The organism is Kaistia adipata DSM 17808, assembly GCF_000423225.1.
Classification (GTDB): Bacteria; Pseudomonadota; Alphaproteobacteria; order Rhizobiales; family Kaistiaceae; genus Kaistia; species Kaistia adipata.
Genome location: NZ_KE383992.1, coordinates 340,974 through 367,914, shown reverse-complemented (window position 1 = coordinate 367,914; position 26,941 = coordinate 340,974). Strand labels below are relative to the sequence as shown.

Annotated in this window: 24 protein-coding genes; 10 read left to right on the top strand and 14 right to left on the bottom strand. The window is 68.9% G+C overall.

Annotation, left to right across the window (positions count from 1 at the left end; translation table 11 throughout):
• Window positions 1–180 precede the first annotated feature (180 nt).
• On the top strand, window positions 181–1,563 hold the full coding sequence (locus G539_RS25785) for an ActS/PrrB/RegB family redox-sensitive histidine kinase (RefSeq protein WP_051231907.1): 1,383 nt from the start codon (window positions 181–183) through the stop codon (window positions 1,561–1,563).
• Window positions 1,564–1,697: 134 nt separating this feature from the next.
• The gene (locus G539_RS0121955) at window positions 1,698–2,255 is read left to right on the top strand and encodes an ActR/PrrA/RegA family redox response regulator transcription factor (protein ID WP_029077120.1); all 558 of its coding nucleotides are present in this window, start codon (window positions 1,698–1,700) and stop codon (window positions 2,253–2,255) included.
• Window positions 2,256–2,332: 77 nt separating this feature from the next.
• Here G539_RS0121955 and G539_RS0121950 read toward each other — a convergent pair whose 3' ends face one another.
• The 12 genes from G539_RS0121950 to G539_RS0121895 form a co-directional block, all read right to left on the bottom strand.
• Window positions 2,333–2,683, bottom strand: a complete 351-nt coding sequence (locus tag G539_RS0121950; protein ID WP_029077119.1) for a RidA family protein — start codon at window positions 2,681–2,683, stop codon at window positions 2,333–2,335.
• A 94-nt stretch (window positions 2,684–2,777) separates the two neighbouring features.
• Window positions 2,778–3,260 carry an MmcB family DNA repair protein gene (locus tag G539_RS0121945; protein WP_029077118.1) on the bottom strand — a complete coding sequence of 161 codons (483 nt, stop codon included), beginning with the start codon at window positions 3,258–3,260 and terminating at the stop codon, window positions 2,778–2,780.
• A gap of 411 nt (window positions 3,261–3,671) precedes the next feature.
• Window positions 3,672–4,610 (bottom strand): lipid A biosynthesis lauroyl acyltransferase, encoded by a 939-nt coding sequence (locus tag G539_RS0121940; protein WP_245576941.1) that lies wholly within the window; start codon window positions 4,608–4,610, stop codon window positions 3,672–3,674.
• Between the two features lie 4 nt (window positions 4,611–4,614).
• Entirely contained in the window at window positions 4,615–5,640 is a 1,026-nt protein-coding gene (locus G539_RS0121935) for a zinc-binding dehydrogenase (protein WP_029077116.1), read from the bottom strand.
• 90 nt (window positions 5,641–5,730) lie between these two features.
• On the bottom strand, window positions 5,731–7,023 hold the full coding sequence (locus G539_RS0121930; RefSeq protein WP_035832259.1) for a beta-ketoacyl-ACP synthase: 1,293 nt from the start codon (window positions 7,021–7,023) through the stop codon (window positions 5,731–5,733).
• Between the two features lie 14 nt (window positions 7,024–7,037).
• Window positions 7,038–8,270: a beta-ketoacyl-ACP synthase gene (locus tag G539_RS0121925; RefSeq protein WP_029077114.1), complete on the bottom strand. Its 1,233-nt coding sequence runs from the start codon at window positions 8,268–8,270 to the stop codon at window positions 7,038–7,040.
• Entirely contained in the window at window positions 8,267–8,734 is a 468-nt protein-coding gene (locus tag G539_RS0121920; protein ID WP_029077113.1) for a 3-hydroxyacyl-ACP dehydratase FabZ family protein, read from the bottom strand. Before G539_RS0121920 ends, G539_RS0121925 begins: the two co-directional genes overlap by 4 nt.
• 21 nt (window positions 8,735–8,755) lie before the next feature.
• Complete coding sequence (locus G539_RS0121915) at window positions 8,756–9,037, bottom strand: acyl carrier protein (protein WP_018182383.1); 282 nt, start codon at window positions 9,035–9,037, stop codon at window positions 8,756–8,758.
• Between the two features lie 221 nt (window positions 9,038–9,258).
• A complete protein-coding gene (locus G539_RS0121910; protein WP_029077112.1) occupies window positions 9,259–10,137 on the bottom strand; it encodes a transglutaminase family protein in 879 nt (292 codons plus the stop codon).
• A complete protein-coding gene (locus tag G539_RS0121905; RefSeq protein WP_029077111.1) occupies window positions 10,137–12,644 on the bottom strand; it encodes a circularly permuted type 2 ATP-grasp protein in 2,508 nt (835 codons plus the stop codon). Before G539_RS0121905 ends, G539_RS0121910 begins: the two co-directional genes overlap by 1 nt.
• 7 nt (window positions 12,645–12,651) lie before the next feature.
• Window positions 12,652–16,005 (bottom strand): transglutaminase family protein, encoded by a 3,354-nt coding sequence (locus G539_RS0121900; protein ID WP_029077110.1) that lies wholly within the window; start codon window positions 16,003–16,005, stop codon window positions 12,652–12,654.
• A 264-nt stretch (window positions 16,006–16,269) separates the two neighbouring features.
• Window positions 16,270–17,241 carry an isopenicillin N synthase family dioxygenase gene (locus G539_RS0121895; RefSeq protein ID WP_029077109.1) on the bottom strand — a complete coding sequence of 324 codons (972 nt, stop codon included), beginning with the start codon at window positions 17,239–17,241 and terminating at the stop codon, window positions 16,270–16,272.
• An 86-nt stretch (window positions 17,242–17,327) separates the two neighbouring features.
• Between G539_RS0121895 and G539_RS25780 the strand changes: the two genes are divergently transcribed.
• Window positions 17,328–18,365 (top strand): heparan-alpha-glucosaminide N-acetyltransferase, encoded by a 1,038-nt coding sequence (locus tag G539_RS25780; RefSeq protein ID WP_051231905.1) that lies wholly within the window; start codon window positions 17,328–17,330, stop codon window positions 18,363–18,365.
• Window positions 18,366–18,372: 7 nt separating this feature from the next.
• Entirely contained in the window at window positions 18,373–19,488 is a 1,116-nt protein-coding gene (locus tag G539_RS0121885) for a mannitol dehydrogenase family protein (protein WP_029077108.1), read from the top strand.
• Window positions 19,489–19,874: 386 nt separating this feature from the next.
• On the opposite strand, the gene G539_RS0121880 is transcribed toward G539_RS0121885, so the two are convergent.
• Window positions 19,875–20,843 (bottom strand): NAD-dependent epimerase/dehydratase family protein, encoded by a 969-nt coding sequence (locus tag G539_RS0121880; RefSeq protein ID WP_029077107.1) that lies wholly within the window; start codon window positions 20,841–20,843, stop codon window positions 19,875–19,877.
• A 138-nt stretch (window positions 20,844–20,981) separates the two neighbouring features.
• Between G539_RS0121880 and G539_RS0121875 the strand changes: the two genes are divergently transcribed.
• The 6 genes from G539_RS0121875 (at window position 20,982) to G539_RS0121850 (ending at window position 26,204) form a co-directional block, all read left to right on the top strand.
• Entirely contained in the window at window positions 20,982–21,455 is a 474-nt protein-coding gene (locus G539_RS0121875; RefSeq protein ID WP_029077106.1) for an RrF2 family transcriptional regulator, read from the top strand.
• A gap of 160 nt (window positions 21,456–21,615) precedes the next feature.
• Entirely contained in the window at window positions 21,616–22,593 is a 978-nt protein-coding gene (locus G539_RS0121870) for a sulfate ABC transporter substrate-binding protein (protein WP_245576953.1), read from the top strand.
• 9 nt (window positions 22,594–22,602) lie between these two features.
• Entirely contained in the window at window positions 22,603–23,451 is an 849-nt protein-coding gene (cysT, locus tag G539_RS0121865; protein WP_029077104.1) for a sulfate ABC transporter permease subunit CysT, read from the top strand.
• Between the two features lie 61 nt (window positions 23,452–23,512).
• Window positions 23,513–24,337, top strand: coding sequence for a sulfate ABC transporter permease subunit CysW (gene cysW, locus G539_RS0121860; protein ID WP_051231971.1), 825 nt, complete (start codon window positions 23,513–23,515; stop codon window positions 24,335–24,337).
• A gap of 64 nt (window positions 24,338–24,401) precedes the next feature.
• The gene (locus G539_RS0121855) at window positions 24,402–25,439 is read left to right on the top strand and encodes a sulfate/molybdate ABC transporter ATP-binding protein (protein WP_029077102.1); all 1,038 of its coding nucleotides are present in this window, start codon (window positions 24,402–24,404) and stop codon (window positions 25,437–25,439) included.
• 75 nt (window positions 25,440–25,514) lie between these two features.
• Complete coding sequence (locus G539_RS0121850) at window positions 25,515–26,204, top strand: D-lyxose/D-mannose family sugar isomerase (protein ID WP_029077101.1); 690 nt, start codon at window positions 25,515–25,517, stop codon at window positions 26,202–26,204.
• Here G539_RS0121850 and G539_RS26855 read toward each other — a convergent pair.
• Window positions 26,201–26,938, bottom strand: coding sequence for a DUF1428 domain-containing protein (locus G539_RS26855; protein ID WP_029077100.1), 738 nt, complete (start codon window positions 26,936–26,938; stop codon window positions 26,201–26,203). The genes G539_RS0121850 and G539_RS26855 overlap by 4 nt on opposite strands.
• Between the last annotated feature and the right edge of the window lie 3 nt (window positions 26,939–26,941).

Sequence of the window (26,941 nt, the reverse complement as noted above, 5' to 3'; positions counted from 1 at the left end):
TGCAATGCAACATGTAAGGATGATTTTCAGGTGGATGCAAGATGCGCATGCGCGATGAAGCGGGTCGAAATGGCGTGAAACGCCCCTCGCGCGACGTCCGCATGCTATAAGCCGGCCGGGAAACGGCAAAAAAGAGCCCGGGACGCCGGCGCGCGGCCCCGGATGACAGGTGAAGCAGGAATGCCCGATCAAGCCCATCGCTCGCAGGACTATGAAGGCCGCCGCCTCAAGCTCGACACGCTGGTGCGGCTCCGATGGCTGGCGATCGCGGGCCAGACGGCGAGCGTCGTCGTCGTCCGCTTCTGGCTCGGCTTTCCGATGCAGATCGGCCTTTGCCTGGCGGCGATCGCGCTGTCGGCCTGGCTCAACCTGTTCCTCAAGATCCGCTATCCTTCCAGCCTCCGGCTTTCCGGCCGCACGGCGGCGCTGCTGCTCGGCTACGACGTGCTGCAGCTGTCCGCGCTGCTCTATCTCACCGGTGGCCTGCAGAACCCGTTCGCGATCCTGATCCTGGTGCCGGTCATGGTGTCGGCGACGACGCTGGCGCCGCGGCTCACCGTGATGCTCGGCGGGCTGGTGATCGTCGCCGTGACGGTGCTGGCGCTCTGGCACATGCCGCTGCCTTGGGAGGCCAACGCCTTCATCGCGCTGCCCTTCCTCTACATCCTCGGCGTCTGGGTGGCGCTCACCTGCGCCGTCGTCTTCATGGGCGTCTACGCCTTCCGCGTCGCCGAGGAATCGCGCCAGCTGGCCGATGCGCTGATGGCGACCGAGCTGGTGCTGGCGCGCGAGCAGCATCTTTCCGCCCTCGACGGGCTCGCCGCCGCCGCCGCGCACGAGCTCGGCACGCCGCTCGCCACCATCGTCCTCGTCACCAAGGAGCTGGAGCGCGAGCTGCCGCCCGACAGCCCCTATGCCGAGGACATCGGGCTGCTGCGCAGCCAGTCGCAGCGCTGCCGCGACATCCTCGGGAAGCTGACCTCGCTCTCGACCCAGTCGGACCAGCACATCGACCGCCTGCCGGTCAGCCATCTGCTCTCCGAGGTGGTCGATCCGCACAAGGACAGCGGCATCGACATCCAGGTGAAGCTGGAGAGCGAAAGCGGCAGCGAGCCGGTCGGCCGGCGCAATCCCGGCCTTCTCTACGGCCTCGGCAATCTGGTCGAGAACGCCGTCGACTTCGCCGAGACGACGGTCGAGATCACCGGCTCCTGGACGCGCGACAACGTCACCGTGGTGATCGCCGACGACGGCCCCGGCTTCGCCTCCGAGGTGATCGACCATATCGGCGAGCCCTATGTCACGACGCGGGCACCGACGACCGACGCCGATCCGGACCAGGAGGATCACGAGGCGGGCGGCCTCGGCCTCGGTTTCTTCATCGCCAAGACCCTCTTGGAGCGGACCGGCGCCCGGCTCGAGCTCTCCAATCGCGAGGCGCCGGCGCATGGCGCGATCGTGCGCATCGTCTGGCCGCGCGACGCGATGGATCGTCTCGGCGAGTCCGGCCAGGCCGACCTGCCGGCGCCAATCGGCGTCGAATCGCTCGCCGGGCACAGTTGATGTCGAGAGAAACGGCGCATACGGCCCGAATTTGGCCAACTTGGCGGCCTCGCGGCCTTGGCGTGGCGGCTTCGGATGCCTATAACCCGCATGGGAAGGAACAAAGACTTGGGGAGGGGCGGAGTTAAGCGTCTATGACAGACTTAGAATCGTCCGGCCTGTCCGGTACGGACTCCTCGCTCATCATTGTTGATGACGACAAGGCCTTCTTGCAGCGTCTTGCGCGCGCAATGGAAGCACGCGGTTTCACCGTCGACACGGCCGATACGGTCGCCGAAGGCATGCGCAAGGTGGACCAGAAGCCGCCGGCCTATGCGGTGGTCGACATGCGCCTCGAGGACGGCAACGGCCTCGACGTGATCGAACTGATCCGCAAGCGCCGCCCGGAATCGCGCATGGTCGTGCTGACCGGCTACGGCAACATCGCCACCGCCGTGACTGCGGTGAAGCTCGGCGCCGTCGACTATCTGGCGAAGCCCGCCGATGCCGACGAGGTGTTCGCCGCGCTGACGCGCGATCCGACCGAGCGCGCCCTGCCGCCGGACAATCCGATGTCCGCCGACCGCGTCCGCTGGGAACATATCCAGCGCGTCTACGAGCTCTGCGAGCGCAACGTCTCCGAGACGGCCCGCCGGCTCAACATGCACCGCCGCACGCTGCAGCGGATCCTGGCCAAGCGCGCCCCGCGCTGACCGGCCGATCCCGGCAGAGATGAAAACGGGCGCCGCGGCGCCCGTTCGCATTTTGGGAACGGGGTCGGAGCCCGCCTCTACGGCAGGGCGGCGACGACGATGATCTCGACCAGATGCGCCGGGGTGGCGAGCTTCGATTCGCCCGTGGCGCGCGCCGGCGGGTTGGCCTTGTCGACCCAGACGTCCCAGACGGAGTTCATGGTGGCGAAGTTCGCCATGTCGGCGAGCCAGATCTGCGCCGACAGGATGCGCGACTTGTCGGTGCCGGCCTCGGCCAGCAGCGCGTCGATCGTGTCGAGCACGGTCTGGGTCTGCTTGGCGACGTCATCGCCCGGATTGCCGACCTGGCCGGCGAGATAGACGGTGTTGCCGTGGACGACGCCGGCGCTCATGCGCGGACCGGGCTGGATGCGACGGATGCTGCTCATAAAAATTCCCTTCTGAGAGTGGCCGTTTTCGTCTAGCGGCAAGCGCAAACGCCTTCAAGCCCGGCCGGCCTGCCGTCGCGATCCCGCCGACTTTTCAGATGATTTCGGGAAATCCGGCATCCGGGTCGTAGAGGCCGTGCAGGCGATGGGCGGCGGCCTGGGCGAAGCGCAGCGTCATCGCCTTGCGCCGCGCCGCGACGAGCGGCAGGTGGGGCGCCTCGCGCAGGATCTCGGCGCCATAGGCGTCGGCCAGGATCAGGCCGGCGGCTTCGGGAAAGATCTCCGCCGGCACGCCGGCATGGCTGGCGAAATAGAGCCGGTCGCAATAGGGCGCGTAGTCGGGCCATTTGCCGTCGGCGCGGAAGTCGGCGATCGACGACTTGATCTCGACGATGGTGATCTCGCCGGAAGGGCCGAGCGCGATGACGTCGGCGCGGCGCCCGGTCGCCAGCACCAGCTCGGTGACGATCGCATGGCCGCGCGCGCGGAAAAGCCGGCCGACGCCGCGCTGGATGGCGAGCGCCTGATCCGACTGGCGGCCGTCGCGCGGCACCGCTAGGGCAGGGGAATAAACCATGAACGAATTTTGCCACGCCACAGCGCCGATGGAAAGGCCGGGATGTTCGGCCGTTCGGGGGAGGCGGGGGGCGAATATCTGCAACGCTCCGCTTCCAACATCCTGAGGAGGCCCGAAGGGCCGTCTCGAAGGACGCACGAAGGTTGTGCCGGGTCGACAGGAGCCTTGCGGGTCTGCCCTGCGTCCTTCGAGGCCCGAGCGGCGCTCGGGCACCTCAGGATGTTGGGCATGGGTAGCCCGCAACCCGGCCGGCGAAGCACCGCCCGTTAGTCGGTGGCGGCTTGCTTGAGCGCGGAGCGCCGGGTGAGGGGGCAGGGAACCATCCGGAAAGGCAGTAAACCCTCACACGCCCGGCCTGCGGCCCCCAGGGGAGACGTGAAAACGGAAATCGCGCGAAGTCGGAGAAGAAAACTACCGCCAGCGATTGTGCAGCCAGAGCCACTGGTCGGGGTTCTCGCGCACCCAGCCCTCGACGGTCTCCATCACCTTGGCGGTGCCGCCGTCGATGTCGATCAGGCCCTCGGCATCCCTGGGCATGTCGAGGGGCGGCGTCAGCTCGACGCGGAAGCGGCCACCGGGCAGGCGGATGGTGCGCGCGCCGTGCACCGGGCAGTCATAGTGGCGGGCGAGGCGGGCGACGAGCGGGTTGGCGTGCACCGGGCGGCCGAAGAACGGCACCTGCGGGCCGCGGCCGTGATGCTGGTCGGTCAGGATGCCGAGATGCTCGCCGCGATCGAGCGCCGCGCCGACCTCGAAGGTGGCACCGCGGTTCGAGGCGACGAGCTTGCCCATCATCTGCTCGCGCTGCTGCATCAGGTCTTCGGCGATGACGTTGTTGGTCGGCGCGCGGAACAGCGACACGACCGGCAGGCCGAAGCGGGCGGCGACGACCGCGAGGATTTCCCAGTTGGCGAGATGCGCCGAGAAGATGATGCCGGGCTTGCCGTCGTCGCGCATGGCGAGGAACTGGTCGACGCCGACGACCTCAATCCGGCCCTCGCCGAGGCGCTCGGGATCGATGTCGACCAGCTTGTCGAGGAAGACATACTCGACCATGGTCTGGCCGAGCCCCGTCCAGACGCCCTGCAGGATCTTTTCCCGCTCGGCCTCGGACTTTTCGGGGAAGGCGGCGGCGAGGTTCTTCCGCGCCAGCTTGGTTTCCGAGACAAAGCGGCCGACGAAGCGGGCGACGGCGCCGCCGACGCGGCCGGCGCGCTCCTCGCCGAGCGAGCGCACGCCGGCGACCAGCCCGCGCACGCCGAAGGCGATCGACGCGTGGGCCGCCTTCGAGCGCGTGATGCGCCGCATCAGCTTCTTGAACGGCTTCTTCTTTTTGCTCGGCAGCGCCATCGGATCAGAGCGTGACGATGATCTTGCCGAAGACCTGGCGCTGTTCGATCCGGTCGAGCGCCGCGTCGATGTTGTCGAACGGCACGGTGCTGTCGATGACCGGCGTGACGATGCCGGCGCCGATCTTGGCGAGCGACTGCTCGATGTTCTCGATCCGGCAGCCGAACGAGCCGATCAGGCGCAGCTGCTGCTGGTAGAGCTGGAACAGGTTGATCTCGGTCGAGATGCCGGTGGTCGAGCCGCAGGTGACGAGCGTGCCGCCGCGCTTCAGCGAGAACACGGAGCCGGCCCAGGTGTCGACGCCGACGTGCTCGAACACGACGTCGCAGCCGCGCTTCTTGGTCAGCTTGCGGACGACGCCCTCGAAGCGTTCCTCGCGGTAGTTGATGACGTGGTCGGCACCGAGCGCCTTGGCCTTCTCGCCCTTCTCGTCACTGCCGACGGTGGTGATGACCGTGGCGCCGACCGCCTTGGCGAGCTGGATCGCCGCCGTGCCGATGCCGCTGCCGCCCGCCTGGATCAGGATGGTCTGGCCGGCCTCGAGCTTGGCGTTGTCGAACAGCATGTGCTGCACGGTGCCGAAGGTGATCGGGGTGCAGGCGGCGTCCTGCACCGAGACATTGTCCGGCGCCGGCACGACGTGGCGGGCCTTCAGCGTGACGTAGTCGCAGGCGAGGCCGTCGATGTGGAAGCCGCGCACGCCGGCGACGTTCTCGCAGAGATTGTCCTTGCCGGCATGGCAGGCCGGGCAGGTGCCGCAGGTCTCGGCGCCGTAGATGGCGACGGTCTGGCCGACGCGGACGCTGGAAACCTCGGAACCGACGGATTCGACCGTGCCGGCGGCTTCCGCGCCCACCGTCAGCGGCAGCTTGCGCTTGGCGAAGGCCATGCCGCGCCAGCCCCAGACGTCGATGTGGTTCAGCGCGACGGCGCCGATCTTGACGCGCACCTCGCCGGGACCCGGCTCGGCGGACATCGGGACATCAACGATGGAAAGCTTGCGGTCGGCGAGCAGCTGGAGGGCGCGCATGGAATATCCGGTCTTGTGGTCTGAACAGGGCCTGCTTTAGCGTTTCGGCGCCCAACATGCCAGTGGCACGGGGCGGACCGAGCGTCGCGGTCAGGCCGGGCCGGCCGCGATCACCAGGCAGGCGTTCTGGCCGCCGAAGCCGAACGAGTTCGACAGCACCATCGAAACCGGCGCCTCGCGGGCGGTGTTCGGCACCACGTCGAGGGCGATCGACGGGTCGGGCGTGTCGTGGTTGATGGTCGGCGGGATCAGGCCGCTGCGGATGGTCTGGATCGAGAACACCGCCTCGATCGCGCCGGCCGCCGTCAGCGTGTGGCCGATCATCGACTTGTTGGAAGAGATCGGGATCTGCTTGACGTGCTCGCCGAACACGGCCTCGAGCGAGAGGCCTTCCATCTTGTCGTTTTCCGGCGTGCTGGTGCCGTGCGCATTGATGTAGTCGACCGCGTCCGGGCCGATGCCGGCGTCGCCGAGCGCCTGGCGCATGGCGCCGATGACGGGCGAACCGTCCGGCTTCGAGCGGGTGCGGTGGAAGTCGTCGGCCTGTTCGCCGACGCCGCGGATGACGGCGAGGATCTCGGCGCCGCGCGCCACCGCCGCATCATAGTCCTCGAGCACGAGTGCGCCGGCGCCCTCGGCCATGACGAAGCCGTCGCGGTTCTTCGAGAACGGGCGCGAGGCGAGCTCGGGAACCTCGTTGTTGGTCGAAAGCGCCGAGAGCAGCGAGAAGCGGATCAGCGATTCGATCTGCACGGAGCCGTCCGTGCCGATGCAGAGCGCCGCCTCGGTATCGCCGCGCCGGATCGCCTCAACGCCGAGCTGGATCGCGGTCGCGCCCGAGGCGCAGGCCGTCGACAGCGAGATCGGCGCGCCGCGCGTGCCGAACCGGTCGGCCGTCTTCTCGGCGACGCAGGCATAGAGCGCGTAGTCGTAGAGGTCGGGATCGTTCGCCGCGAGGGCGCTGCCGATCATCCGGTCATAGGGATCGGCGATGTCCGGATTGCCGTTGTCGTAGAGGTCGCGCTTGACCGACCAGTCGAGTTCGACCGGCGGCACGGCCATGAACAGCATGCCGGGGAAATCGCCCGGCGCGCCGATCTTGGCGCGCGTGATCGCCTCGTCGGCCGCGAGTTCGGCCAGCTTCTCGGTCAGCACGGCGGAGCGCGGCGCCTCGTCGAACAGGAAGTCGACGGTGCCAGCGATCGTCGTCCTGAGATGATCGACAGGGAAGCGGTTGATGCGGTGGATGCCGGACGTGCCGGCGGTCAGCGCCGACCAGTTGTCGTCGACGCCCTGGCCGAGCGAGGTGACGACGCCCATGCCGGTGACGGCGACGACGGGACGCCCGAGATGATCACGCGTCTTGCCCGGGATCTTGCCCATGATCTTGACCTTTCTCAGTCGATCGCTTCGACGAGCGCCATGCCTTCGCCGCGCCAGAACCCCCAGCTCGTGGCAATGATCTGGGTGGGCGCCTCGGCGGCTTCAAGCTCCAGGCCAGTCGGATCGGCCGGGCGGTAGAAGCCCTTTCGCGACAGCGCCAGGGCGGCGAGCGCGACCTGGGCCGGGAAGGCGGCCTCGAGGCCGTTGCCGATCAGGCTCTGCGGCGCGCGCACGGGACCGACGGTGCCCGCGGCGACGAGTTCTTCCAGCAGCGCGCGTTCTTCCAGCGTGGCCGGGCCGATGCCGGTCGCGCCCGAGAGCACGCCGACGGGCTTGTCGCCGAGCGCCGGCTTCAGCGTCTCGACCTGGCCGCGCGCCACGGCGGCGGCCTGTCCGGGCTCGCGGCGGCTGCGGCCGGAAAGCACCGGGCCGAGCTTGGCATAGGCCGTCTTGCCGCGCGCCTCGGCGCTGGCGCGGGATTCGAGCACCAGGAACACGCCGATCGAGCCGGTGACCATGCCGCCGCCGGCATTCGCCCGCTCCCAGACGGAGTTGACGGCGCCCTGCCACAGCGTGTTGCCGAGCGCCAGGCTCAGCAGCATGTCCTTGCGTTCGGCGTTGTAGGCGGCGCCGACGAGGAACTGCTCGCCCTGGCCGGCGCGGATGCGCCGGGCGGCGATCTCGACGGCGCTGATGCCGGCGAGTTCCTCGCCCATGAAGGTGCGCGACGAACCGGTGACCTTGTGGACGATCGAGATGTTGCCGGCGAGCAGGTTGGAGAGCTGCGCCAGGAACAGGGTCGGCCGCAAGTCATTGGCCAGCCGCTCGTTCAGGAAGGCTTCCGGCTGGGCGCCGCCGCTCAGGCCGGCCAGGATCTGGCCGTCGACGTCGACGTCACGCTCGCCGCCGCCCGCCGCGACGATCATGTCCATGTGCGCGAGGCGCTCGAGATCGCCGGCGAGGCCGGCATCGGCGAGCGCCAGGCCGGCCGCATAGGTGCCGAGGCGCTGCCACGGCTCCATCTGGCGCTGATCGGCCTTGCGCGGGATCTGCTTGTCGAGCTCGAGCGGCACCATCGGCAGGACCGGGAACGGCGCGAAGCGCTCGGTCTCGGCCGCGGCGGGCTTCGGCGGATCGATCGCCAGCGCCTGCCAGTGCGCGTCGAGCCCCTCGCCGAGCGAGGAGATCAGCCCGATGCCGGTGATCCAGACCTCGTGACCGTCATCCATGCCAGGCTTGTCGCTCATGCCACGTCTCCGACCGGCGTCAGGCCGATCTGCTGCACCCGCGCGCGCATGTTCTCGACGAGCTCGGGCGCGGGGAAGTCCATCACCTTGAGCGTCAGCTCGGCCTCGCAGACCGGGCCGTTCTGCTCGATCTTCGCCTCGGTCACGGCGAAGCCGGAGCCGTCATGGGAGAGCGTCGCATAGACGTCGAGTTCGGCGCCGGGCTCGATGAAGCGGCGGAACTTGGCCTTCTTGCAGCCGGCGAAGAACGGCATGCGCGAGAGGCCGTTGAGGCCGAGGATCAGGAAGCCGGACGCCTGCGCCATGGTCTCGATCAGGAGCACGCCCGGCATGATCGGATAGCCGGGGAAGTGACCCTCGAACACAGGGCTCGTCTCGGGGACGAAGGCCTTGGCATGAATCCGACCGGTCGCGGCGTCGAAATCGACGATGCGATCGATCATCTGGAAATATTCGAGACGCATGGCCGCGCGGCGCCGATCCGATCAGGCGTTCTTCTTGGCGACGAGATCGTCGATGTGGGCGCAGAGGTTCTTCAGGAGGAAGTACTCCTCGACCGAAGCCTTGCCGGCGTTGACTTCCTGGGTCCACTGCTCGAGCGGGATCTTGATCCCGAACTTCTTGTCGAGCGCGAAGACGATGTCGAGGAAATCGAGGCTGTCGATGCCCAGATCGTCAATGGCGTGCGACTCCGGCGTGATCTTCTCACGCGGAATTTCGCTGGTCTGGGCAATCACATCGGCGACGACGTCGAACGTGGAAGACATGACGGTCACGTAATCCTATCTCTAGAATGGCTCTCGTATTCCGGGGCCGGGGCGCGATCTAGCAGCGGTGTTGAAGGGTGCGCGGCAGACACGTCAGCCGGTCCCGCAAGCCAAGGCAGCAGGGAATCCATCCGCCCTGATACCGCGTGCCGTCGAGAAATACCAGCCTGTCGCGCCGGTGCGACGAATTCGTTCCCCCTGTGAGGCTATCGCGCATCGGATCAGGCCACGGCGACGACGTCGACCTCGACGTCGAGCTCGTGGTCGCCCGAGGTGACGATGACGCCGTCGACCGGCGCGGCGTCGGAATAGTCGCGGCCGACCGCCAGCACGACGTGGTCCTCGGCCACCTGCACGCCATTGGTGGGGTCGAGCCCGACCCAGCCGATGTCGCGGCCGCACCAGACCGCGACCCAGGCATGGGTGGCGTCGGCGCCTTCGAGGCGCGGCTGCCCCGGCGGCGGCAGCGTGCGCAGGAAGCCGCTGACATAGGCGGCCGGTAGGCCGAGCGTGCGGAGCCCGGCGATCATCACATGGGCGAAGTCCTGGCAGACGCCGGCGCGCTTGGCGAAGGCGTCGCCCGGCAGCGTCGTGACGTCGGTCGCGGTCGGATCATAGGCGAAGTCGGCCTTGATCCGGCGGGTCAGGTCGAAGGCGGCGGCGAGGATCGGTCGTCCGGGCGGAAAGCTCGCCGCCGCATAGGCGCCGATGGCCTCGTCGATGGCGATGGCGCGGCTCGCGAACAGGAAATGCACCGGCGAGGTCGGCCCGAGATCGGTATCCGCCACGGCCTGGTCGCGGATCTGCTCGAAGGCCGGGGTCGCGTTGGCGTCGAGCGGCGGGCCGGCCTCGACGGCGACGCGCGCCCGGGTTTCCAGCGTCAGCGCCTCATGCGGAAAGGCGAAGGCGACGGTGGTGATCCTATTGCCGAAGAAGTCGAGCCCGTCGTGCCGCTCGGTCGGCGCCGGGGTGATGACGAGGTCGGCGGCGATGACGCGCTGGCCGGCGCGCGCCACGGGCAGCAGGCGCAGCACCTGGCGCGCGAAGGGCACCGGCGCGGCGTAGCGGTAGCGCGTCGTCTGGCGGATGTCGTAGAGCATCAGGCTGTGCCCTCCGCCGGCTCTGCCGGTCGCCGGTGGGTGAAATAGGCAAGCGCGATCTCGTCGGAGATTCGCATCAGGTCGCGCTCGAAGCCGAGGATGTGGTCGATGCCGAGCGCCGCCGCGTCGGCGGTGCCGGTCTCGGCGGCGAGGCGGGTGGCGAGGCGGTCGGCCGGGCCGAGAAGGCCGGCGGGCGCATGGGCCGGCAGCTCCAAGAGTAATTGCCGGATGCGCTCGGCCTGGAAGGCAAGGGCGCGCGGGTTGCGGCTGTCGAGCAGCACCAGATCGACCACCGGCACGCGCGCCGGCAGCATCACGTAGCGGATGCGGTAGGTGATGTGGCTGTCGGCGAGTTCGAGCAGCGCGTCGAGCTCGCCGGGCCTTCCCGACATGCCGCAATAGCGGACGGCGCGGGCGATCGCGAGGCCGCGCTCGATGCGCCGCCCCGTCTCCAGGAAGCGCCAGCCATGCTGGCGCACCATGTTCTCGTGCACCAGGCCGGAGAAGGCGGCGATCAGGCGCAGCGCCGCATTGGCGCGCTCGAGGATATCGCTGTCGGTCTCGCCCTCCAGCGGCTGCTGCATCAGCGCCTCGAGGTCGGCGACGCAGCGCCAGGCGTCGGGCGACAGGCGGTCGCGGATCACGGACGCCGCGCGGCGGGAGGCCTCGGCGAGGCGCGGCGCGGTGTTGAAGGCGCCGCGATCGGTGAGGATCGCCAGCGCGCGGGCCGAGGGCGTCGCGTGCTCGTCGTCGTCGACGGAGCCGGCTTCGGCCAGCGCCGCGTCGAGCCGTTCGACCACCGCGGCGCCGTCATGCTCGGCATCGACATGCCGCCCGGCGATGGCGCGCACCAGCCGCAGCGCCGCTTCCGTGCGCTCGACATAGCGGCCGAGCCAGAACAGGTTTTCCGCCGCCCGGCTCGGCAGCGTCGAGGTGACGCGCTGCAGGGCGACCTTGTCCGGCGAGGGAAGCAGGGTCGTCTCGGCCACCGGCTCGTCGGAAAGGACCCAGACATCGGCCGAGGCGCCGCCCTGGTGCAGCGTCACGGCGCGGGCGTCGGGCTGGTCGGAGATGCGGCAGAAGCCGCCCGGCATGACGGTCCAGCCGTCGCGACCGCGGGCGACGTAGAGGCGCAGGATCGACGGCCGCGGTTCGAGCCGGGCCTCGTCGCCGGTGCCGCGCCAGGTCGGGGTGGTGGAGAGCTTCACCGCCTCCTGGCCGACGAAATCGGCGCCGCGCCGGCCGAGCGCGCGGATCAGCTCGGCCTTGTGCCCCGGCGTGATCGCCGAGCCGAGCATGGCGCCGCGATCGAGCAGGCCGGGCACGCTGCCGCCGAGCGCCGGTGCGATCACCATGCGGTCGAATTCGGCGACGACATGATCGCGCTCCAGCGTCTGGCCGCACCACCAGGTGGCGACGTTGGGCAGGATCAGGTCCTCGCCGAGCACGCGGCGGGCGAGGCCGGGCAGGAAGCCGAGCATGGCGCGCGCCTCGACCAGCCCCGCGCCGAGCGCGTTGGCGATGGCGACGTTGCGCTGCCGCACCGCGCCGGCGAGGCCCGGCACGCCGAGCCGCGAGGCGGGGTTCAGTTCCAGCGGGTCGGCGAAATCGGCGTCGAGGCGGCGCAGCAGCACGTCGGCGCGCTTCAGCCCCGAGATGGTGCGCATGTAGACCGTGTCGTCGCGCACGGTGAGGTCCTCGCCCTCGACGAGGACGAAGCCGAGATAGCGGGCGAGATAGGCGTGCTCGAAATAGGTTTCGTTGAGTGGCCCTGGCGTCAGCAGCGCGACGCGCGTTTCCTCATGCCGGTTCAACGCGTTCAGCCCCGCGCGAAAATCCTGGAAGAAGCCGGCGAGCCGCTCGACGTTGAAGGAACGGAAGATGTCGGGCAGCGCGCGCGACAGCGCGATGCGGTTCTCGAGCGCGTATCCGGCGCCGGAGGGGGCCTGGCTGCGGTCGGAGACGACCCACCAGCGGCCGTCCGGGCCGCGGCCGACATCGACGGCATAGAAGCGTAGGTGATGGCCGCCGACCGGGCGGGCACCGACAAGCGGGCGCAGATATTCCGGGCTGCCGGCGATGATCGCCGCCGGCAGCGCGCCATCGGCGGCGAGCCAGCCTTCGCCATAGGCGTCGCCGAGGATCGCGTCGAGCAGGCGGGCGCGCTGGATCAGCCCGGCTTCGAGGCGGGCCCATTCCTTCGGCTCGATCAGGAACGGGACATGCGAGAGCGGCCAGGGGCGCTCGTCGCCGTTCTCTTCGCCATAGACGCGGAACACGACGCCGGAATCGGCGAGATGCCGGTCGGCGAGCGCGAAGCGGTGCTGCACCTCGGCCGGGCCGAGATCGGCCATCGTCTCGACGAAGCGCATCCAGTGCGGCCGGATCGCGCCGTCCGGGCCGATGAACTCGTCGGCGACGCCCGGCAGCGGCCGGTAGTTGGCGATCAGCCTTTCGGCGCGGTCGGCGGCTTCGCGGCTCCGGCGGTTCGTCTGCTTGCGCGTCACGTTCGCCTCAGAGGTTGGCCGGACGACGCAGGTCGAGCGTCATCGGGAATTCCGGCGAGCCGCTTTCCGGCATCGGCATGAACGGGCCGCTGGTGTGGCCGATCGCCTCGAAGCGCGCCAGCCGGCGCGCCTCCGCCTCGTAGGAATTGACCGGGAAGGTGTCGTAGTTGCGGCCGCCGGGATGGGCGACGTGGTAGACGCAGCCGCCGAGCGAGCGCTGCGACCAGCCGTCGACGATGTCGAAGGTGAGCGGCGCATGGGCGGGGATGGTCGGGTGCAGGCCGCGGGCCGGCTGCCAGGCCTTGTAGCGGACGGCGGCGACGGAATGGCCGGCCGTGCCGGTCGCCGTCATCGGCACGCGGCGGCCGTTGCAGGCGATGATGTGCCGGCGCGGGTCGAAGCCCTCGGCCTTCACCTGGATGCGCTCGACGGATGAGTCGACATAGCGCACCGTGCCGCCGATCGCGCCTTCCTCGCCCAGCACATGCCACGGTTCCAGCGCCTGCCGCAGTTCGAGGCGGACGCCCTGCTGCTCGATCGCGCCGATGAACGGGAAGCGGAACTCGCGCTGCGCCTCGAACCAGGCGGGATCGAAGGCGTAGCCGGACTGCTGCAAATCGCCGAGCACATCTTGGAAATCCGACCAGATGAAATGCGGCAGCATGAAGCGGTCGTGCAGCTGCGTGCCCCAGCGCATCAGCGCGCCCTGCTGCGGGGTCCGCCACAGCATGGCGATCAGCGCCCGGACGAGGAGCTGCTGCGCGAGCGACATGCGGTAGTCCGGCGGCATCTCGAAGGAGCGGAACTCGACGAGGCCGAGGCGGCCGGTCGGGCCGTCCGGCGAATAGAGCTTGTCGATGCAGATCTCGGTGCGGTGCGTATTGCCGGTGACGTCGACCAGGAGGTTGCGGAACAGCCGGTCGACCAGCCAGGGCGGCGGCTCGGCGCCTGCCCCCGGCGCCGGCACGGCGGCGAGCGCGATCTCCAGCTCGTAGAGCCCGTCATGCCGCGCCTCGTCGATGCGCGGCGCCTGGCTCGTCGGGCCGATGAACAGGCCCGAGAACAGGTAGGAGAGCGAGGGGTGGCGCTGCCAGTAGAGCACGAGGCTCTTCAAAAGGTCGGGCCGGCGCAGGAACGGGCTGTCGGCCGGATGGGCGCCACCGACCACGACATGGTTGCCGCCGCCGGTGCCGGTGTGGTGGCCGTCGGTCATGAACTTTTCCGTGCCGAGCCGCGACTGCCGCGCCTCCTCGTAGAGCTCGCGGGTGATCGCGACGCATTCGTCCCAGTTCGCGGCGGGCTGGACGTTGACCTCGATCACGCCGGGGTCCGGCGTTACCTTGACGACGTGGAGGCGCGGGTCGATCGGCGGCGGATAGCCCTCGACATGCACGCAAAGCCCGAGCGCGCGGGCGCTTTCCTCCAGCGTCGCCAGGAGCTCGAGATAGTCCTCCAGCCGCTCGGTCGGCGGCATGAACACGCAGAGCCGGCCGTCGCGCGGCTCGACCGAGAGCGCCGTGCGCACCGACGAACCGGGCGCGAGGAACTGTTCGACCAGCTTTTCGCGCTCGCCCTCGGCACTGTCGGAGCCGGCGGCGGTGAGGCGCGCCATCTCCTCGGCGCGGCGAGCCGCGTCGTTCTGCGCGAGCTGTTCGGGATCGGGCAGCGGCGCGGTGATCGAGCCGGGATCGGCCTGCACGATGAACGGATAGGACGAGACCGGCACATAGGGGAGCGACGAGAGCGGCAGGCGGAATCCGACCGGGCTGTCGCCGGGCACGAGGAACATCTTGCCGCGCCGGAGCGGCCATTTCTCCGACATCCAGCGGCCTTCCGCCCGCGCCTGCCAGCGCTGCACCGGCAGGATGTAGCCGGACGGCTCGGCGAGGCCGCGCTCGAACACGCGGGCGATGCGGGCGCGCGCCTCCGGGTCGTCGAGCTTTGAGTCGGCCGGGGTGACGTTCTCCGGCAGCTCCGCTTCCTTCAGCACCCAGTGCGCCGGATCCTCATAGGCCGGCACGACGTGGTCGGCGGAGATGCCGAGCCGGCCGGAAAGCTCGGCGAGGAGCGCGCCGGCCTGGTCCGGCGTGGCGTGGAGATCGTCCGCCTCGGCGGCGATCAGCGCGGAATCGCGCCAGATCGGCTTGCCGTCCTTGCGCCAGTAGAGCGCGAAGGTCCAGCGCGGCAGGCTCTCGCCCGGATACCATTTGCCCTGGCCGTAATGCAGGAAGCCGCCGGGCGCGAAGCGCGTGCGCAGCCGGCGGACCAGTTCGTCGGCGCGCCCCCGCTTGGTCGGGCCGACGGCCTCGGTGTTCCATTCCGGCGCCTCGTAGTCGTCGATCGAGACGAAGGTCGGTTCACCGCCCATGGTGAGGCGCACGTCGTCGCACGCAAGGTCGGCGTCGACCCGCCGGCCGAGCCCGTCGAGCGCCGCCCAGCTTTCATCCGAGAACGGGAGCGTCACGCGAGGATTTTCCGCCACCCGGTCGACGCGCATGTCGAATTCGAACGCGGTCTCGGTGCCGGGATCGGCCACAAAGGCGCCGGTGATCGGCGCGGCCGAGCGGTAATGCGGTGTGGCGCAGAGCGGCAGGTGGCCCTCGCCGGTGAACAGGCCGGAGGTCGGGTCCATGCCGATCCAGCCGGCGCCGGGGATGTAGACCTCGGCCCAGGCGTGCAGGTCGGTGAAGTCGACGGCCGCGCCGGCGGGACCGTCGAGCGCGGCGATGTCGGGTTTCAGCTGGATCAGGTAGCCGGAGACGAAGCGGGCGGCGAGGCCGAGATGGCGCAGGATCTGCACCAGGAGCCAGCCGGAATCGCGGCAGGAGCCGGCGCGCGAGGCCAGCGTCTCCTCCGGCGCCTGTACGCCCGGCTCCATGCGGATCAGGTAGCGGATGTCGTTCTGCAGGCGCTGGTTCAGCCCGACCAGGAAGGTGACGATCTGGGTTGGCTCACGCGGGATGGTCGCCAGGAATTCGGCGAGCAGCGGCCCGGCCGGCTCGGGGTCCAGATAGGCGGCGAGTTCCTCGGCCAGCGCCGGCTCATAGGCGAAGGGAAACTGCTCGGCATTGGGTTCGACGAAGAAGTCGAACGGATTGTAGACCTCGAGATCGGCGAGCAGGTCGACCTCGACGGCGAATTCGGTCGTCTTTTCCGGAAAGACGAAGCGCGCCTGCCAGTTGCCGTGCGGATCCTGCTGCCAGTTCACGAAATGGTTGGCCGGCGTCACCTTGAGCGAATAGCTCGGCACCTTGGTGCGGCAATGCGGGGCCGGGCGAAGCCGGATCACCTGCGGTCCGAGCGCGACGGGCCGGTCGTAGCGATAGCGGGTGACGTGGCGAAGCGCGGCGAGGATCGACATTGGCGGTCAGGCTCTCCATGGGCGTTCGCGATGGGACGCGACGACCGGAGCGACGCAAGATTCGCGCCATGCGGGCCCCTGTTGCCGCGTCCGCCCGAAGCTTAGGGCAGGATGGGTCTGGTCTGGAATACTCGCTCTGCTGTTCGTTTCCCGGCCGCGGCGGAAGGGGCGGTGGCCGGAGGCCGGTGAGGGTTTTGCCCTCACCGAAGTTTTTTGGCCCGCGCCGCGGGGCGCGAGCCTGTTCCGAGGATGGGCGCGACGCGCCTACATCTTCACCACGGTCGAGCGGAATTTGGAGGCGAGATACTCGCCCGATCCGACCGCCGGATATTTCGCCGTCTCGCCCGCCGTCAGGCAGGTCGGGATGCAGACGATCTCGGCGTCCCAGTTGGGCTGGTGGAAGAACGCCATCGACTGGCGCCGGGCCGAACGGCCGATGTCGCGCGGCGGAATGGTGACGCGGTGCAGCGTCGACTTCCACTGGTCGTTGGTCCAGCGCTGCATCAGGTCGCCGATGTTGATGACGAAGCTGTCCGGAATGGCGGGGACGCGGTGCCACTGGCCGTCCAGGCCCTTGACCTCAAGGCCGCCCGGCGCGTCTTCCTGCATCAGGATGGTGAGCGAGCCATAGTCGGAATGCTCGCCGGCGCGCAGCTGGCCCGGCATCGGATCCTCGGTCAGGTCCGGATAGTTCAGGAGGCGCAGCGCGCTCGCCTCATGGTCGATGAAGCGGTCGAAATAGGTTTCGTCGAGATCGAGCGCGAGCGCGAAGAAGCTCATGATGCGGCCGGCCAGCGCCGACATCTCGCGATAATAGGCCTGCGTCGCGAGGCGGAATTCGTCGCCGAGCGGCCAGGGATTGGCGGAGAACACGAAGGCCTCGGCGTCGTCGCCGGGCTTGTGGTCGAGGCGCTGGAAGGCGGACGGGCCGAAGGAGAAGGTCTCCTTCAGGTCAGCCGGCTTTGCCTGGCCGAGCGACGCGGCGAGCGTCTCGCCCTTGACCGGGCTGTAGCCATAGGGATAGCCGGGATACGGCATGGCGGCGGTCATCTTTTCGTCGAGCGGACGATCGAAAAAGGCGCGGGTCGCGTCCCAGCCGCGCTGCACGACGGCGCGGTCGGCGCCATGGCCGGTAACGAGGAAGAAGCCTGTCTCGCGGCAGGTGCGGCCGATGGCATCGGCGATGGCGCGGGAGCCCTGGGGGTCGGAGAGATCGATGACGGGAACGATCGACATGGTTTTCCTTCGTCCATGACCAAATTGCGCGAGGAGATTATGGGGCGGCAGGGTGGTTGGGAACCGGCAATCGGTGGAGCATGCACATGAATGAGGCTTCGGTCGCCTCGATCGGCGACGCGCGCGCCGTCACCGCCGCGCCGCCGTCGTCGCGCATCGCCGCGCTCGACGTGGCGCGCGGCGTGGCGCTCGTCTGCATGGCGATCTTCCACGGCGCCTGGGACGTCGCCTTCCTGCACATCATCCGCTTCGACCCCGGCGCCTCGATCGGCTGGATCGTGTTCGCCCGCGCGATCGCCGGCGCGTTCCTGATGCTGGTCGGCATCAGCCTGGTGCTGTCGGTCCGGCGCGGCTTCCGCCTCCGGCCGTATCTGAAGCGGCTGGCGATGATCGTCGCCGCCGCGGCGCTGGTCTCGCTCGCCACTTTCTTCGCCATGCCGGAGGGGTGGATCTTCTTCGGCATCCTGCACCAGATCGCGCTGGCGAGCGTGCTCGGCCTCCTCTTCCTGCGGCTGCCGGCGCCTGTCGTGCTGCTCGCCGCCGTCGCCGTCTTCGTGCTGCCCTTCGTCTACCGCGATCCCGTCTTCGCCCAGCCGGCGCTCTGGTGGGTCGGCCTGGCGCCGAAGCCGCCGGCCTCGTTCGACTATGTGCCGCTGTTTCCCTGGTTCGGCGTCGTGCTCTTCGGCATGGCATCCGCCAAGCTCGGCGTCGCGCGCGGCTGGGACAAGCGGCTCGCAACCTGGCAGCCGCGCGTCGCGCCGGGCCGCTGGCTCGCCTTCGCCGGCCGCCATTCGCTCGCCGTCTACCTGATCCACCAGCCCCTGCTCTACGCTTTCTTCTTCGCTCTCGCCGCCATCTTCGCGCCGAACGGCGCCGAGAACGCCTCGCGCGCCGATTGCGTCGAGCGCTGCGTCGCGGTCGGCAAGGACGCGCCCTCCTGCCAGACCTATTGCGGCTGCGTGTTCGGCGAACTGAAGGAGCGCCAGCTGATGGCGCCGTTCCTGGCCCGCACGCTCAACGACGACCAGACCCTGCGCGTTCAGGAGACGGTCGCCGTCTGCTCCGCCACCACCTTCCCCCCGGTCGACGAGGCGCCCGCCGCCGCGCCGCAACCCGAGAATTGAGGCCCCGATGTCCGACCCTGTCCGCACGCCGATCGTCCAGTTCGGCACCAGCCGCTTCCTGCAGGCGCATGCCGACCTGTTCCTGTCCGAGGCGCGTGGCCTCGGCCAGCCGGTCGGCCCGGTCACCATCGTCCAGACCACCGGCTCCGGCGCCCGCTCGGGTCGGCTCCGGGCTTTCGACGGCACGCCGATCCCGATCGTCATCCGCGGCATCGAGGCAGGCGCGCCGGTCGAGCGCACGGCCGAGGTGACCTGCCTGGTGCGCGGCCTCTCGGTGGTCGAGCAGTGGGACGAGGTCGCGCGGATCGTGGCGGAGGAGGCGGAGATCCTGATCTCGAACACGTCGGATGCCGGTTTCGCGCTGGTCGAGGGCGAGCGCCTGGGCGCCGGCGTGCCGCAATCCTTCCCGTTGAAGCTTCTGAAGCTGCTGGTCGCCCGGCACGAAGCCGGCGGCGCGCCGCTGACGCTGTTTCCCTGCGAGCTGATCCCGCGGAACGGCGACGTTCTGAAGGCCATGCTGGGGAAGCTTGCCGTCGAGAACGACCTCCCGTCGGCCTTCCAGGACTGGCTCGGCGCCTGCGTCTTCGCCAATTCGCTGGTCGACCGCATCGTCTCCGAGCCGATCGAGCCGGCTGGCGCGGTCGCCGAGCCCTATGCGCTCTGGGCGATCGAGAAGCAGCCGGGCCTCGTCGCGCCCTGCATCCACCCGGATGTGCGGATGGTCGACGACCTCGCCGTCTATGAGCGACTGAAGCTCTTCATCCTCAATCTAGGCCATACCGTGCTGGCCGAGGCCTGGCGCCGCGAGGGCCGGGGCGAGGGCGAGCTGGTGCGCGAGATCGTCGCCGACCCGGCGATGCGGGCGGCGCTCGACGCGATCTATGACGAAGAGGTGCTGCCGATCTTCGCGGCCGGCGGCATCGCCGAGGCGCCCGCTTACCGGGAGAGCGTGCTGGAGCGGTTCGAGAATCCCTATCTCGCCCACCGCTTGGCCGAGATCTTCGGCAACCACGCCGAGAAGAAGCGCCGCCGCATCGGCGGCCTGCTCGCGTGGAAGCAGGCGATCGGCCTCGACCTGCCGACCCCGCGCCTGGAGGCGATCCTGGCGTCCGACATCGGGTGAGGGGCGGAGATCGTTCGTCAAACTCGACCATCATCCTGAGGTGCCCGGCGAAGCCGGGCCTCGAAGGAGGGTCCAGGGAGCGCTCCGCTGGAACCTCCTTCGAGGCTTCGCTGGCGCGAAGCGCCTCAGGATGATGGCGGAGCTGGTCATTCGAGCGACCGCTTTCTAAAGCGCGGCTGCATGGATCCCAACTCTCGCCGTCATCCCTGCGAAAGCAGGGACCCATGCAGCCGCGCTCTGGGAGGCTCACGCGTCGAACAACCCGGCGGAAATGGATCCCAGGTCAAGCCCGGGATGACGGCGGAGCTAGGGGATGGTGGGACCGAGGGGAATCCGGTCCACGACGTTGGCCACAAGCGACCGGCCAGCCGAACCCGTCTTGCCGCCTACCGCGCGTTATACCCGCGATACCAGCCGACGAAGCGGTCGATGCCTTCGTCGATCGAGGTCTTGGGCTGGAAGCCCAGCGTCTCGGCCGAGAGGGCGATGTCGGCGAAGGTTGCCGGCACGTCGGCGCGGCGCATCGGCTCGAAACGGATCTCGGCCTTGCGGCCGGTCGCCCGCTCGATCGTGGCGATGAAGTCGAGCAGCGGCACGGGGCTGTTGTTGCCGAGGTTGAAGATGCGGTTCTCGCCCGGCTTCGGCGTCCGGTCGATCGCGCCCAGCACGCCGGCGACGATATCGTCGATATAGGTGAAGTCGCGCTCCATCAGGCCGTTGTTGAAGACGGGGATCGGGCGGCCTTCGAGGATGGCGCTGGTGAACAGCCAGGCGGCCATGTCGGGCCGGCCCCAGGGGCCGTAGACCGTGAAGAAGCGCAGGCCCGACGAGGCGATGCCGTGCACATGGGCGTAGGAGTGGGCGATCAGCTCGCCGGCGCGCTTGGTGGCGGCGTAGAGCGAGGCCGGACGGTCGGTCCGGTCGGTCTCGCGGAACGGCACGTCCTCGTTCAACCCGTAGACCGAGGAGGACGAGGCGTAGACGACGTGGCGAAGCCTGGGCAGGCGCCGCGCCGCCTCGAACATCACCACCTGGCCGGTGACGTTGCTGTCGGCATAGGCGATCGGGTTCTCGATCGAATAGGCGACGCCGGCCTGGGCGGCGAGATGCACCACCGTCTCGATGTCGGCGTGGGTGGTGACGAGCCGCTCCATCGCCTCCATGTCGCTGACGCTGGCCTCGACGAATTCGAAATGCCGCTCGGCCTGCAGCCGGTCGAGCCGGGCATGCTTCAACGCTGGGTCGTAATAGGCGTTGAGGTTGTCGACCCCGATGACGGAGTCGCCGCGAGCGAGCGCTGCCCGCGCGACATGCGAACCAATGAAGCCTGCGACACCGGTGACGAGCATTTTCATTCCTCTCGCTTAGCCGATTTTCGCGCCGCCACAAAGGTGGTCGCTGCGTCGAGGGCTTGGGCGCGTTCCCATCCACGCGCCGATCCGCTATGACTGGCGCAGCGTCTCCTTTGGCGCGGATCGAATGCTGGACGTCGCATGATCTCCCAGAAGGCCAAATACGCATTCAAGGCGCTCATTCATCTGGCCAGGCAGCCGAGCGGGCAGACGACGCAGATCGACGACATCGCCCGCCAGGCCGGGGTGCCGCGCAAGTTCCTCGAACATATCCTGCTCGACCTGAAGCATCGCGGCATCATCGCCAGCCGGCGCGGCCGGTCCGGCGGCTACGCCATGCTGAAGGCGCCGGCCGAGGTGACGATCGGCCAGGTGCTGCGCGCCATCGACGGTCCGATCGCGCCGCTTTCCTGCATCTCCCGCACCGCCTACCAGCCCTGTCCGGATTGTCCCGACGAGGCGGCCTGCGCCGTTCGGCGTATGTTTGCGGGGCCTTACGAAACCCAGTTGCGGGCGCTGGAGGCGACGACGCTGGCCGATGCCCTGACGGGCGGGACGGAGGCGGCGGATCTGGACATGTCGCGCGAGATCGTTTCTGCTGACAGCCGGTTCTAGGAAGGATTTTCTAGGACGACCCGCGGCGAAGGCCGGCGGTGGTTTGAAATTGTCGATCGCTTATGTCGAGATAAAGGCATCATCGAACAGGGAGTGCACGATGGTTCGCCCGGTTTTCTCGCTCGCACGACGCCTACGCCCCGCTGTCGCCGCCGCCGCGATGGGCCTGGCGATGGCCGTCACCCCGGCACTCGCCGACACGCAGCTGCTCAATGTCAGCTACGATCCGACGCGCGAATTGTACAAGGACTACAACGCCGCCTTCGCCAAGCACTGGAAGGCCGAGACGGGTGAGACCGTCACCATCCAGCAGTCGCATGGCGGCTCCGGCAAGCAGGCCCGCTCCGTCATCGACGGTCTCGACGCCGATGTCGTGACGCTGGCGCTCGAGGCCGACATCGACGCCATCGCCAAGGCGAGCGGCAAGATCCCGGCCGATTGGCGCGGCCGCCTCCCGCACAATTCCTCGCCCTATACCTCGACGATCGTCTTCCTCGTCCGCAAGGGCAATCCGAAGGCGATCCAGGACTGGGGCGACCTGATCAAGGACGGTGTCGAGGTGATCACGCCGAACCCGAAGACCTCGGGCGGCGCACGCTGGAACTATCTCGCCGCCTGGGCCTACGCCAACAAGGCTTTCGGCAATGACGAGGCGAAGACGAAGGAATTCGTCGGCACGCTGTTCAAGCACGTGCCGGTGCTCGACACCGGCGCCCGCGGCTCGACCACGACCTTCGCCCAGCGCGGCATCGGCGACGTGCTGCTGGCCTGGGAGAACGAGGCCTTCCTGGCGCTCGAGGAACTCGGCCCCGACAAGTTCGACATCGTCGTGCCGCCGCTCTCGATCCTGGCGGAACCGCCGGTCGCGCTGGTCGACGGCAATGTCGACACCAAGGGCACGCGCAAGCAGGCGCAGGCCTATCTCGACTATCTCTATTCGCCGGAGGGCCAGAAGATCGCGACCAAGCACTTCTACCGCCCGGCCAAGCCGGAGCTGGTCGATGCCGCCGCGCTCGAGCGCTTTCCCAAGATCGAACTGGTGACCATCGACGATCCGCAATTCGGTGGATGGGCCAAGGCCCAGCCGGAACATTTCGGCGAGGGCGGCATTTTCGATCAGATCTACAAGCCGAACTGACGGGACAAGATGGCCGCAACGACCATCGCATCGGTCCGGAAGTCGAGCGTCATCCCGGGTTTCGGGTTGGCGCTCGGCGTCACTCTGACCTATCTCAGCCTGATCGTCCTGATCCCGCTCGCCGGCCTGTTCTGGCGCTCGGCGAGCGGCGGTCTCGACCAGTTCATCCGCATCGCCACCGATCCGCGCACGCTCGCGGCGCTGCGTCTTTCCTTCACCGCCTCCTTCTACGCCGCGGCCGTGAATCTCGTCTTCGGCCTGATCCTCGCCTGGATCCTGGTGCGCTACAGATTTCCCGGCCGGCGCTTCATCGATGCCGTCATCGACCTGCCCTTCGCCCTGCCGACGGCCGTCGCCGGCATCGCGCTGACGACGCTCTATGCGCCGAATGGCTGGATCGGCTCGCTGCTGCAGCCCTTCGGCATCCGCATCGCCTATACCGAGACGGGCATCATCATCGCGCTGATCTTCATCGGCCTGCCCTTCGTCGTGCGCAGCGTGCAGCCGGTGCTGGAGGATCTCGACCGCGAGGTCGAGGAGGTCGCGGCGACGCTTGGCGCGACGCGGCGCCAGACGGTGCGGCGGGTGGTGATGCCGGCGCTGCTGCCGGCCTCGCTGACCGGTTTCGCGCTCGCCTTCGCCCGCGCCGTCGGCGAATACGGCTCGGTCATCTTCATCGCCGGCAACAGCCCCTACAAGACCGAGATCGCGCCGCTGCTGATCGTCATCAAGCTGGAGGAATTCTCCTATGCCGGCGCGACGACGATCGCCGTATTGATGCTGCTCGCCTCGTTCCTGATCCTCCTCGTGATCAATCTCATCCAGAGCTGGAGCCTCAGGAGGTTCGGCGATGTCTGACGGGGCCTTCACGACGGCGCGCCTGCCGGGCGCGTCCGCCATCCATTTCCGGCCCGTGACGATGGAGCGGCGGCGCGTTCGCGTCGCGTTGATCCTCGTCTCGCTCGCCTTCCTCGCGCTGTTCCTGATGATGCCGCTGGTCGCGGTGTTCGTCGAGGCGTTCCGCGGCGGCCTGCCGGCCTATTGGGAGGCGATCTTCGAGCCCGACGCGGCGGCGGCGATCCGCCTGACGCTGCTGGTCGCGGCGATCTCGGTGCCCTGCAACCTCGTCTTCGGTCTGGCGGCGTCCTGGGCGATCGCCAAGTTCGACTTCAGGGGCAAGAGCCTGCTGAACACGCTGATCGACCTGCCGTTCTCGGTCTCGCCCGTCATCGCCGGCCTGATCTACGTCCTGCTCTTCGGCTCGCAGAGCCTGCTCGGGCCCTGGCTGAAGAGCGAGGGCATCCAGGTGATCTTCGCCGTGCCGGGCATCGTGCTGGCGACGATCTTCGTCACCTTCCCGTTCGTCGCGCGCGAACTGATCCCGCTGATGGAGCAGCAGGGCAGGGGCGACGAGGAGGCGGCGCTGTCGCTCGGCGCCTCCGGCTGGCAGGTGTTCTTCCGCGTCACGCTGCCCAACGTCAAATGGGCGCTGCTCTACGGCGTGCTGCTCTGCAACGCCCGCGCGATGGGCGAGTTCGGCGCGGTTTCCGTGGTGTCCGGCCACATTCGCGGCCTGACCAACACCATGCCGCTGCATGTCGAGATTCTCTACAACGAGTACAATTTCGCGGCCGCATTCGCCGTCGCCTCGCTGCTGGCGCTGCTGGCTCTCTTTACACTGGTGGTCAAGTCGGTCTTGGAATGGCGTTATGCCGAAGAGATCGCCGCGACGCGCCGCCACTGAGGAAACTCACATGAACGCGATCACCCCAATCGAACCGGGTGCATCCGTGGCGCTCGGCGCGCCCATCGACGTGACGATCGAGAACGTCCAGAAGGCGTTCGGCGACACGCCCGCGCTGCATGGCGTCTCGCTCGACGTCAAGGCGGGCGAGCTGGTCGCCCTGCTCGGGCCGTCCGGCTCCGGCAAGACGACGCTGCTCCGCATCCTGGCCGGCCTCGACGCGCCGACCGCCGGCCGCGTGCTGTTCGGCGGCGAGGACGCGCTCGGCCTCAGGGTGCAGGACCGCAATGTCGGCTTCGTGTTCCAGCATTACGCGCTGTTCCGCCACATGACGGTGTTCGACAACATCGCGTTCGGTCTCACCGTCCGCGCGCGCGGCGAGCGGCCGGCCAAGGCCGAGATCCGCAAGCGCGTGCTGCATCTCCTCGACCTGGTGCAGCTCTCGGGCCTCGACAAGCGCTATCCCTCGCAGCTATCCGGCGGCCAGCGCCAGCGCGTGGCGCTCGCCCGCGCGCTCGCCATCGAGCCGCGCGTGCTGCTGCTCGACGAGCCCTTCGGCGCCCTCGACGCCCAGGTGCGCAAGGATCTGCGCCGCTGGTTGCGCGAGATCCACGACCGCACCGGCCACACCACCTTCTTCGTCACGCACGACCAGGAAGAGGCGCTCGAGCTCGCCGACCGCGTCGTCGTCATGTCGAAGGGCCGGATCGAGCAGGTCGGCACGCCGGACGAGATCTATGACGCGCCGGCGAGCCCGTTCGTCTTCGGTTTCATCGGCGAATCCTCCTTCCTGCCGGTCACCGTCGTCGACGGCGCCGTGCAGTTCGACGGCGCGCCGCTCGATCTCGCCGCGCTCGGCACGCCCTCCGGCCCTGCGACGCTCGGCTTCCGCCCGCACGACGTGACGATCGTCGACGACGACCAGCCGGCGCTGACCGGCCAGATCGTCGCCGAACGCCGGCACGGCGGCGCCCGCCGCCTCGACGTCGAGGTCGGTCCGGAGCGCCACCGCGTCGAGATCGACATGGCGGTGGAGCATTCCCGCCGCGAGGGCGGCATGGTCGCCTTCCGGCCGCATCGCTGGCGCATCTTCGCCCGCTGAGGCCGGCCCTTCCCCGCTTTCGCGGTTCCGCCTAGTCTGACCACGGGCAGGGTTTTCGATCGGGGAGGAACCGGGATGAAGCGCTCGCGCGTCAACGAGATCATGCTGGAAGGGGACGCGTTCATCCGCTCCTTCGGCTATGTCATGCCGCCATTCGCCTACTGGACGCCGGATGAGTTCCGCGCCCGCAAGGCCGACGCCGCCGGCATTCTCGACGGCAAGCTCGGCTGGGACATCACCGATTTCGGCGCCGGCCGCTTCGATGCGCTCGGCCTGTTCCTGTTCACCGTCCGCAACGGCAATCCGGCCGATCTCGCGTCGGGGCGCGGCATGCTCTACGCCGAGAAGATCATGATCGCGCGGAAGGATCAGGTGACGCCGATGCACCGGCACGGGGTCAAGGCCGAGGACATCATCAACCGGGGCGGCGGCACGCTGACGCTGGAGCTCTTCGCCGCCGATCCGGACGGATCGATCGACCGCAGGGCCGAGGTCGTCGTGCCGTCCGACGGCGTCATCCGCGCCCTGCCGGCCGGCGGCAAGCTGCGCCTCGAGCCTGGCGAGAGCGTCACGCTGCTGCCCGGCGTCTGGCATTCGTTCTGGGGCGAGGGCGCCGACGTGCTGGTCGGCGAGGTGTCGACCGTCAATGACGACCTGACCGACAATGTCTTCGCCGATCCGGTCGGCCGCTTCGCCGAGATTGAGGAGGACGAGGATCCCGTCCACCTCCTCGTCTCGGACTATGAGCGCTGGCTGGCGGGCTAGCCGCGCTCCATCCTGAGATCCAGGATCGGCGCGAAGCCGCCATAGATCATGCGCTGGCCGTCGAACGGCATGGTGATCGCGTCCGGCCGCATGCGCGGATCGGCCATGACCTTCTCCCAGCCGGCGACGCGCGCTTCCTTGGACGGCCATTCGATCCAGGAATAGACGACCGTCTCGTCGTCCTTCGCCTGCACCGCGCGGCGGAAATCGGTGACCTTGCCGTCCGGCACGTCGTCGGCCCAGGTCTCGACCACCCGGGTCGCGCCATGCTCGAGAACCACCGGCGTGGTGAGCGCCGCCATGGCGCGATAGGCCTCCTTGTTGGCCTTCGGCACGGCGATCAGCGTGCCGTCGAGATAGCCCATGCCCGGGCTCTCCCCGCCGTCCTCCAAAATCGCCTGGAAGCCGCCAAAGATCATGCGCCTGGCATCGAAGGGCATGGTCTCGCTCATCGCCTGCATGCGCGGGTCGCTCATGATCTTCTCGTTCGCCGCGTCGCGCGCGGCGCGGTCGGGATATTCGAACCAGGAGAACAGCACGACCTCGCCGTCCTCGGCCGCGACGGCGCGGCGGAAATCGGTCACCTTGCCATCGGGCACGTCGTCGCCCCAGCCCTCGACCATGCGGGTCATGCCGAATTCCCGGAAGACCGCGGCCGCCTCGGCGGCGTGCTGGCGATAGGCTTCCTTGTTGGCGGCCGGCACGGCCGTCACGAATCCCTCGACATAGGTCATTGC

Coding starts and splice junctions, on each gene's coding strand:
- G539_RS25785 (WP_051231907.1), top strand. CDS start 181: ATGCCCGATCAAGCCCATCGCTCGCAGGACTATGAAGGCCGCCGCCTC.
- G539_RS0121955 (WP_029077120.1), top strand. CDS start 1,698: ATGACAGACTTAGAATCGTCCGGCCTGTCCGGTACGGACTCCTCGCTC.
- G539_RS0121950 (WP_029077119.1), bottom strand. CDS start 2,683: ATGAGCAGCATCCGTCGCATCCAGCCCGGTCCGCGCATGAGCGCCGGC.
- G539_RS0121945 (WP_029077118.1), bottom strand. CDS start 3,260: ATGGTTTATTCCCCTGCCCTAGCGGTGCCGCGCGACGGCCGCCAGTCG.
- G539_RS0121940 (WP_245576941.1), bottom strand. CDS start 4,610: ATGGCGCTGCCGAGCAAAAAGAAGAAGCCGTTCAAGAAGCTGATGCGG.
- G539_RS0121935 (WP_029077116.1), bottom strand. CDS start 5,640: ATGCGCGCCCTCCAGCTGCTCGCCGACCGCAAGCTTTCCATCGTTGAT.
- G539_RS0121930 (WP_035832259.1), bottom strand. CDS start 7,023: ATGGGCAAGATCCCGGGCAAGACGCGTGATCATCTCGGGCGTCCCGTC.
- G539_RS0121925 (WP_029077114.1), bottom strand. CDS start 8,270: ATGAGCGACAAGCCTGGCATGGATGACGGTCACGAGGTCTGGATCACC.
- G539_RS0121920 (WP_029077113.1), bottom strand. CDS start 8,734: ATGCGTCTCGAATATTTCCAGATGATCGATCGCATCGTCGATTTCGAC.
- G539_RS0121915 (WP_018182383.1), bottom strand. CDS start 9,037: ATGTCTTCCACGTTCGACGTCGTCGCCGATGTGATTGCCCAGACCAGC.
- G539_RS0121910 (WP_029077112.1), bottom strand. CDS start 10,137: ATGCTCTACGACATCCGCCAGACGACGCGCTACCGCTACGCCGCGCCG.
- G539_RS0121900 (WP_029077110.1), bottom strand. CDS start 16,005: ATGTCGATCCTCGCCGCGCTTCGCCACGTCACCCGCTATCGCTACGAC.
- G539_RS0121895 (WP_029077109.1), bottom strand. CDS start 17,241: ATGTCGATCGTTCCCGTCATCGATCTCTCCGACCCCCAGGGCTCCCGC.
- G539_RS25780 (WP_051231905.1), top strand. CDS start 17,328: ATGAATGAGGCTTCGGTCGCCTCGATCGGCGACGCGCGCGCCGTCACC.
- G539_RS0121885 (WP_029077108.1), top strand. CDS start 18,373: ATGTCCGACCCTGTCCGCACGCCGATCGTCCAGTTCGGCACCAGCCGC.
- G539_RS0121880 (WP_029077107.1), bottom strand. CDS start 20,843: ATGAAAATGCTCGTCACCGGTGTCGCAGGCTTCATTGGTTCGCATGTC.
- G539_RS0121875 (WP_029077106.1), top strand. CDS start 20,982: ATGATCTCCCAGAAGGCCAAATACGCATTCAAGGCGCTCATTCATCTG.
- G539_RS0121870 (WP_245576953.1), top strand. CDS start 21,616: ATGGGCCTGGCGATGGCCGTCACCCCGGCACTCGCCGACACGCAGCTG.
- cysT (WP_029077104.1), top strand. CDS start 22,603: ATGGCCGCAACGACCATCGCATCGGTCCGGAAGTCGAGCGTCATCCCG.
- cysW (WP_051231971.1), top strand. CDS start 23,513: ATGGAGCGGCGGCGCGTTCGCGTCGCGTTGATCCTCGTCTCGCTCGCC.
- G539_RS0121850 (WP_029077101.1), top strand. CDS start 25,515: ATGAAGCGCTCGCGCGTCAACGAGATCATGCTGGAAGGGGACGCGTTC.
- G539_RS26855 (WP_029077100.1), bottom strand. CDS start 26,938: ATGACCTATGTCGAGGGATTCGTGACGGCCGTGCCGGCCGCCAACAAG.